The sequence below is a fragment of the Streptomyces katrae genome, from assembly GCF_000966975.1.
GTDB lineage: Bacteria > Actinomycetota > Actinomycetes > Streptomycetales > Streptomycetaceae > Streptomyces > Streptomyces katrae.
Map to the genome: position 1 here is coordinate 1 of NZ_JZWV01001100.1, position 6,641 is coordinate 6,641.

At 70.7% G+C, this 6,641-nt stretch carries 5 protein-coding genes; all 5 read right to left on the bottom strand.

Annotated elements, in window-relative coordinates:
- Positions 1 to 81 precede the first annotated feature (81 nt).
- Positions 82 to 1,065, bottom strand: a complete 984-nt coding sequence (locus tag VR44_RS32965) for a PAC2 family protein (RefSeq protein ID WP_045951305.1) — start codon at positions 1,063 to 1,065, stop codon at positions 82 to 84.
- Between the two features lie 126 nt (positions 1,066 to 1,191).
- Positions 1,192 to 2,799, bottom strand: a complete 1,608-nt coding sequence (locus VR44_RS32970; RefSeq protein ID WP_045951306.1) for a glycerol-3-phosphate dehydrogenase/oxidase — start codon at positions 2,797 to 2,799, stop codon at positions 1,192 to 1,194.
- A 39-nt stretch (positions 2,800 to 2,838) separates the two neighbouring features.
- Entirely contained in the window at positions 2,839 to 4,365 is a 1,527-nt protein-coding gene (gene glpK, locus VR44_RS32975; protein ID WP_045951307.1) for a glycerol kinase GlpK, read from the bottom strand.
- A 79-nt stretch (positions 4,366 to 4,444) separates the two neighbouring features.
- Positions 4,445 to 5,227, bottom strand: a complete 783-nt coding sequence (locus tag VR44_RS32980) for an MIP/aquaporin family protein (RefSeq protein WP_045951308.1) — start codon at positions 5,225 to 5,227, stop codon at positions 4,445 to 4,447.
- Between the two features lie 326 nt (positions 5,228 to 5,553).
- Positions 5,554 to 6,321 (bottom strand): IclR family transcriptional regulator, encoded by a 768-nt coding sequence (locus VR44_RS32985; RefSeq protein WP_045951309.1) that lies wholly within the window; start codon positions 6,319 to 6,321, stop codon positions 5,554 to 5,556.
- Positions 6,322 to 6,641 lie beyond the last annotated feature (320 nt).

Here is a 6,641-nt window from a genome sequence, read left to right on the forward strand (position 1 = left end):
CCCCAGAGAACGGTGAAGGGCGGGTAGGGGACCGGCCCCGCGCAGCGGAAGCCCGTACCCCGGCCCGCCCGAACCGGACCGCTAGGCCTCGGGGGACTCGTCCCCCGGCTCCTCGGGCGGCGCGGCCGGAGGCTCCTCCGCGGAGGGGTCCGGCTTGCGCTTCGGGGCGCGCGGCCCCCCGGAGGTGTCCCGCAGGTACGACCCGTCGGAGGGGTCGGTGGACGACGGGTCCCGCCGCCGCAGGTACCGCTCGAACTCCCGCGCGATGGCGTCCCCCGACGCCTCCGGCAGGTCGGCCGTGTCCCGCGCCTCCTCCAGCGTCTGGACGTACTCCGCCACCTCGCTGTCCTCGGCGGCCAGTTGGTCCACCCCCAGCTGCCACGCCCGCGCGTCCTCCGGCAGTTCACCGAGCGGGATCCGGATGTCGATCAGGTCCTCCAGCCGGTTCAGCAGCGCCAGCGTCGCCTTCGGGTTCGGCGGCTGCGACACGTAGTGCGGCACCGCCGCCCACAGCGACACCGCCGGCACGCCCGCGTGCGTACAGGCCTCCTGGAGCACGCCCACGATGCCCGTCGGGCCCTCGTACTTGGTCTCCTCCAGGTCCATCGTCCGCGCCAGGTCCGGATCGGACGTCACCCCGCTGACCGGCACCGGCCGGGTGTGCGGGGTGTCCCCGAGGAGCGCGCCGAGGATGACGACCATCTCCACGCCCAGCTCGTGCGCGAAACCGAGCAGCTCGTTGCAGAACGACCGCCACCGCATGGACGGTTCGATGCCCCGCACCAGCACCAGGTCACGCGGCTTCGCCCCGCCGATCCGGACCACCGACAGCCGCGTCGTCGGCCAGGTGATCTTCCTGACCCCGTGCTCCAGGAACACCGTCGGCCGGTTCACCTGGAAGTCGTAGTAGTCCTCGGCGTCGAGCGCCGCGAAGACCTCGCCCTTCCACTCCCGGTCCAGGTGCGCCACCGCACCGGAGGCGGCGTCACCCGCGTCGTTCCAGCCCTCGAACGCGGCCACCATGACCGGGTCGATCAGCTCGGGCACGCCCTCAAGCTCGATCACCCAGGTCTCCTTCCGAAGTTCCTTGCGTACGTGGGAAAGCCTAAGCCTTGTGGGGTCGGCCGCCACAGCCCACGACAGAGGGGCGGTTCCCCTCGGAACCGCCCCTCTTCCCCACCTGCGTACGAGCTATGCCTTGCGGGCCAGCATCTCCTCGACGCGGGCGCGTACGGACTCGTCGTCCAGGCCGCGGATGGTCACCGTCGTACGGCGGCGCAGCACGTCGTCCACGGTCTCGGCCCACTCGTGGTCACGGGCGTAGGCGACCTGCGCCCAGATCTCCGGGCCGTCCGGGTGGATGCGCTCGGCCAGCGCCGGGTCCTCGTTCGCCAGGCGGGCGATGTCGAAGGCCAGCGAGCCGTAGTGGGAGGCCAGGTGTCGGGCGGTCAGCGGGTCCATCCGCGCGCCGGGGTCGCGGTCCACCAGCAGGCGGTGCGCGACGGCGTTCGGGTTGGCGACACCGGGCAGCGGGACGCGGCGCACGAGGGACTTCACCGGCTCCATGTCATCGGTCAGCGGGCTGCCCGGGAGCTTGGCGAGCTTGTCCATGACCACGCGGCCGATGTGGCGGTACGTGGTCCACTTGCCGCCGGCGACGGACAGCATGCCGCCCGCACCCTCGGTCACGACGGTCTCGCGCTTGGCCTTCTCGACGCCGCCGGGGCCGCCCGGCAGGACGCGCAGGCCGGCGAAGGCGTACGTCATCAGGGAGCGGTCGAGGTCGGCGTCCTTGATCGAGAAGGCGGCCTCGTCCAGGATCTGCTGGATGTCCTTCTCGGTGGCGCGCACGTCCGCCGGGTCGCCCTCGTAGACCTCGTCGGTGGTGCCGAGCAGGAGCTGGTCCTCCCACGGCAGGGCGAAGGTGATGCGGTACTTGTCGATCGGGGTGGCCATGGCGGCCTTCCACGGCGACTTGCGCTTCATGACGATGTGCGCGCCCTTGGAGAGGCGGATCGACGGCAGCGCGTGCTTGTCTTCCATGCGCCGCAGGTGGTCCACCCACGGGCCGGTGGCGTTGAGCACGACGCGGGCGTCGACGCCGAACTCGGTGCCGTCGAGGCGGTCCTTGAGCTCGGCACCCGAGACCCGGCCGCGCGTCATGCGCAGGCCGGTGACCTCGGCGTGGTTGAGGACGACCGCACCCGACTCGACGGCCGCGCGGACCGTCATCACGGCCACGCGGGAGTCGTTCATCTGGTGGTCGTAGTAGACCGCGACGGCCTTGAGGTTGTCGGTCTTCAGGCCGGGGTTGTCGGCGACGGCACGGGCCGGGGATATGACCTTGCCCATGCCGTCGCCGAAGGCCGAGAGGGCGGAGTAGGCGAAGACGCCCGCGCCCAGCTTGGCCGCACCCACCGGGCCGCCCTTGTAGACCGGCAGGTAGAACGTGAGCGGGTTGACCAGGTGCGGGGCCACGTCCTTGGCCAGCACCCGCCGCTCGTGGTGGTTCTCGGCCACCAGCTTGACCGCGCCGGTCTGCAGGTAGCGCAGACCGCCGTGGACGAGCTTCGAGGAGGCGGAGGAGGTGGCGCCGGCGAAGTCGCCCGCGTCCACCATGGCCACCCGCAGACCCGACTGCGCGGCGTGCCAGGCCACCGAGGTGCCCAGGATTCCACCGCCGATGACCAGCAGGTCGTACGTGGCCTTCGACAGCTGCTCACGGGTCTCGGCGCGGCCCGGGTTCGAGCCGGCGGTCGGGTGCGTGCCCAGTGCGGGGACGCTCTGCAGGGTGCTCATGTCTCTTCAGCTCCTCGTCGATTCGACAGCTGGTGCGTGTCAGCTGGCGTTTTCGTCGTCGATCCAGCCCATGGACCGCTCGACGGCCTTGAGCCAGTTCTTGTACTCGCGGTCCCGCTGGTCGGCGGGCATGCGCGGGGTCCACTCCGCCGCGCGGCGCCAGTTGGCGCGCAGGGCGTCGGTGTCGGGCCAGAAGCCGACGGCCAGGCCGGCGGCGTAGGCGGCGCCGAGGCAGGTGGTCTCGGCGACCATGGGACGGACCACGGGGGCGTCCAGGAAGTCCGAGAGCGTCTGCATCAGCAGGTTGTTGGAGGTCATACCACCGTCGACCTTGAGGGCCGCCAGCTCGACGCCGGAGTCCTTGGTCATGGCGTCGGTGATCTCGCGGGTCTGCCAGGCGGTGGCCTCCAGGACGGCACGGGCGATGTGCGCCTTGGTGACGTACCGGGTGAGGCCGGCGATCACACCGCGGGCGTCGGAGCGCCAGTACGGGGCGAACAGGCCCGAGAAGGCCGGCACGAAGTAGGCGCCGCCGTTGTCCTCGACGGAGGAGGCCAGGGTCTCGATCTCGGCCGCGGACTTGATCAGGCCCATCTGGTCGCGCATCCACTGGACGAGCGAGCCGGTGACGGCGATGGAGCCCTCCAGGGCGTAGACCGGCTTCTGGTCGCCGATCTGGTAGCCGACCGTGGTCAGCAGGCCGCTGTAGGAGTTGATGATCTTGTCGCCGGTGTTCATCAGCATGAACGTGCCGGTGCCGTAGGTGGACTTGGCCTCGCCCTCGGCGAAGCAGGTCTGGCCGAAGAGGGCGGCCTGCTGGTCACCGAGCGCCGAGGCGACCGGGACACCGGCGAGGACGCCGTCCTTGACGTGGCCGTAGACCTCGGCGGAGGACTTGATCTCGGGGAGCACGTTGAGCGGGACGCCCATCGACTCGGCGATCTTCTCGTCCCAGGCCAGGGTGTGCAGGTTCATCAGCATGGTGCGCGAGGCGTTGGTGACGTCCGTGACGTGCGCACCGCCCTGGGCGCCACCGGTGAGGTTCCAGATGACCCAGGAGTCCATGGTGCCGAAGAGGATGTCCCCGGCCTCGGCGCGCTCGCGCAGGCCCTCGACGTTGTCGAGCAGCCAGCGGACCTTCGGGCCGGCGAAGTAGCTCGCCAGCGGCAGGCCGGTCTCGCGGCGGAAGCGGTCCTGGCCGACGTTGCGTCCGAGCTCCTTGCAGAGGGCGTCGGTGCGGGTGTCCTGCCAGACCAGCGCGTTGTGCACCGGCTCGCCGGTGTTCTTGTCCCACAGGACGGTGGTCTCGCGCTGGTTGGTGATGCCGACGGCCTTGACGTCGGCGGCGGTGATCTCGGCCTTGGCGATGGCGCCGGCGACGACCTCCTGGACGTTGGTCCAGATCTCGGTGGCGTCGTGCTCGACCCAGCCCGGCTTCGGGAAGATCTGCTCGTGCTCCTTCTGGTCGACGGCGACGATGCGGCCGTCGCGGTCGAAGACGATGCAGCGGGAGGAGGTGGTGCCCTGGTCGATCGCGGCGATGAAGGGGCCGGTGCTGCTGGTCATGGTGGCTGCTCCTGGCAGATCTGTTGAGTAGGCGGAATCAGGAGGGCGGTGCGGATCTTACGAACGCGGCCGAAGCTGATCAGGCGAACGCGATGTTGTACAGACCGCCGGCGAGCAGGGCACCGACGAGCGGGCCGGCCACCGGGATCCAGGAGTACCCCCAGTCCGAGCCGCCCTTGTTGGGCAGCGGGAGCAGGGCGTGGACGATGCGGGGACCGAGGTCGCGGACCGGGTTGATGGCGTAGCCGGTCGGGCCGCCGAGGGAGAGGCCGATGCCGACGACCACGAAGGAGGTGATCAGGACGCCGATGACGCCGAGGCCCTTGCCGTCGTCCTGGAGGCCCTGGGTGAGGATCGCGAGGACGAGGACGAAGGTGCCGATGATCTCGGTGGCCATGTTCTGGACCACGTTGCGGATCTCGGGGCCGGTGGAGAAGATGCCGAGCACCGGGCCGGCGACGTCGTGCGGGTGCGGGTCCTCCGGGCCGAGCCTGGCGTCCTTGATGTTCTCCGGGTCCGCCAGGTGCGCGCGGAACTGGCCGTAGTAGGTGATCCACATCAGCACCGCGCCGATCATGGCGCCGAGCAGCTGGCCCGCGAGGTAGACGGGGACGTCGCCCCACTCGCCGGTCTTGACGGCTATGCCGACGGTGACCGCCGGGTTGAGGTGCGCGCCGGAGAGCGGCGCGGAGACGTAGGCGGCGATCAGGACGGCGAAGCCCCACCCGAAGGTGATCGCGAGCCAGCCCGCGCCGCGGGCCTTGGAGCTCTTGAGCGTGAGGGCGGCGCACACGCCGCCGCCGAGCAGAGTGAGCAGGGCGGTACCGATGGTCTCGCCGATGAAGATGTCGGAGCTGGACACCCGCGACTCCTTTGTCATACGTCCAGGGGTGGGCGGACACCGGGTCCCTCCGGTGGGTCCGCACACTCGGTGAGTGCTTCACCGGTCCATGGCCTCGCCCTAGCCTAACGCGTATTGCCGGTAGGTGTTCGACAATGCCGACCGATGAACGGCAGTTTTCCGCCTGGGTTCAGAACGCGTCAAGGCCTGACCAGGTCAAAGAACCGGATCGTTACCACTCGGTACGATCGCCCAAAACCGGCCAACGGCCGGTCCTGAAACGAAGAGGTCCACCCGAATGGCGCCCAAAGCGGCCAAGGGGTGGACCAAAGGGGATCAGGTCAAGCTCAGAACCGGCCCGCTCCAAGATCGCGCGAAACCGACCGGGCGCAGTCCCGTACCGCGGCCACGAGGGCCGGACGGGGCTCCCCGGACTCCCCGCAGACCCGCTCCACGGCGCCCGCGACGGCCACCGCGCCCACCGGCATCCGGCGCCGGTCGTGGATCGGCGCCGCCACCGAGGCGAGGCCCTCCCACGTCTCCTCCACGTCGGCCGCCCAGCCGCGCGCCCGGGTCAGGTCCAGGACCTCCTCGAAGCCCGCCGCGTCGGTCACCGTCCGCGGGGTGAACGCCTCCCGCTCCGCGTCCAGGGCCTCCGTGTGCGCCACCGGGTCGTAGGCCGACAGCACCTTGCCCAGGGCCGTGGAGTGCAGCGGCTGCATGGCCCCCACCTCCAGCACCTGACGGCTGTCGTCCGGCCGGAACACGTGGTGCATGATCAGCACCCCGCTCTTGTGCAGCACCCCCACGTACACGCTCTCGCCGCTCGCCCGGGCCAGGTCGTCCGTCCACACCAGCGCACGGGCGCGCAGCTCGTGCACGTCCAGGTAGCTGTTGCCCAGCCGCAGCAGCTCCGCGCCCAGCTGGTAGCGCCCCGAGGCCGGGTCCTGCTCCACGAAGCCCTCGGCCTGCAGGGTGCGCAGGATCCCGTGGGCCGTGCCCTTGGCCAGGCCCAGGGCGGACGCCACGTCCGACAGGCCCAGCCGGCGCTCCCCGCCGGCCAGGAGCCGCAGCATCGCAGCGGCTCGTTCGAGCGACTGGATGTTCCGTGCCATCGCGCAGCCTCCTGCTGACGTAGTTCGACCATGCCGAACACTATCGGTCGATGCCGACCTCGTGCATGGTTGGGTGTTTCCCGGTGTGCCGCCGACCAGGGCACCCGTCCGTGCGACCCCCGCGCACAGAATGCAGTCCGCCACGTGGGACGCCCTCACCGGGGCGGGTGCCGCACGGTTACCCTGACCGCGTGCGCCCCTGACACAGCGGGGGTGCAAAGCCGACAGCCGTCGCATCCCAGGGAGCTCAACCATGGCCTCGTTGCCGAACCCGCCCGCAGACACCCAGACCCGGGCCGATGCCCTCCGAGAGCCGCTCG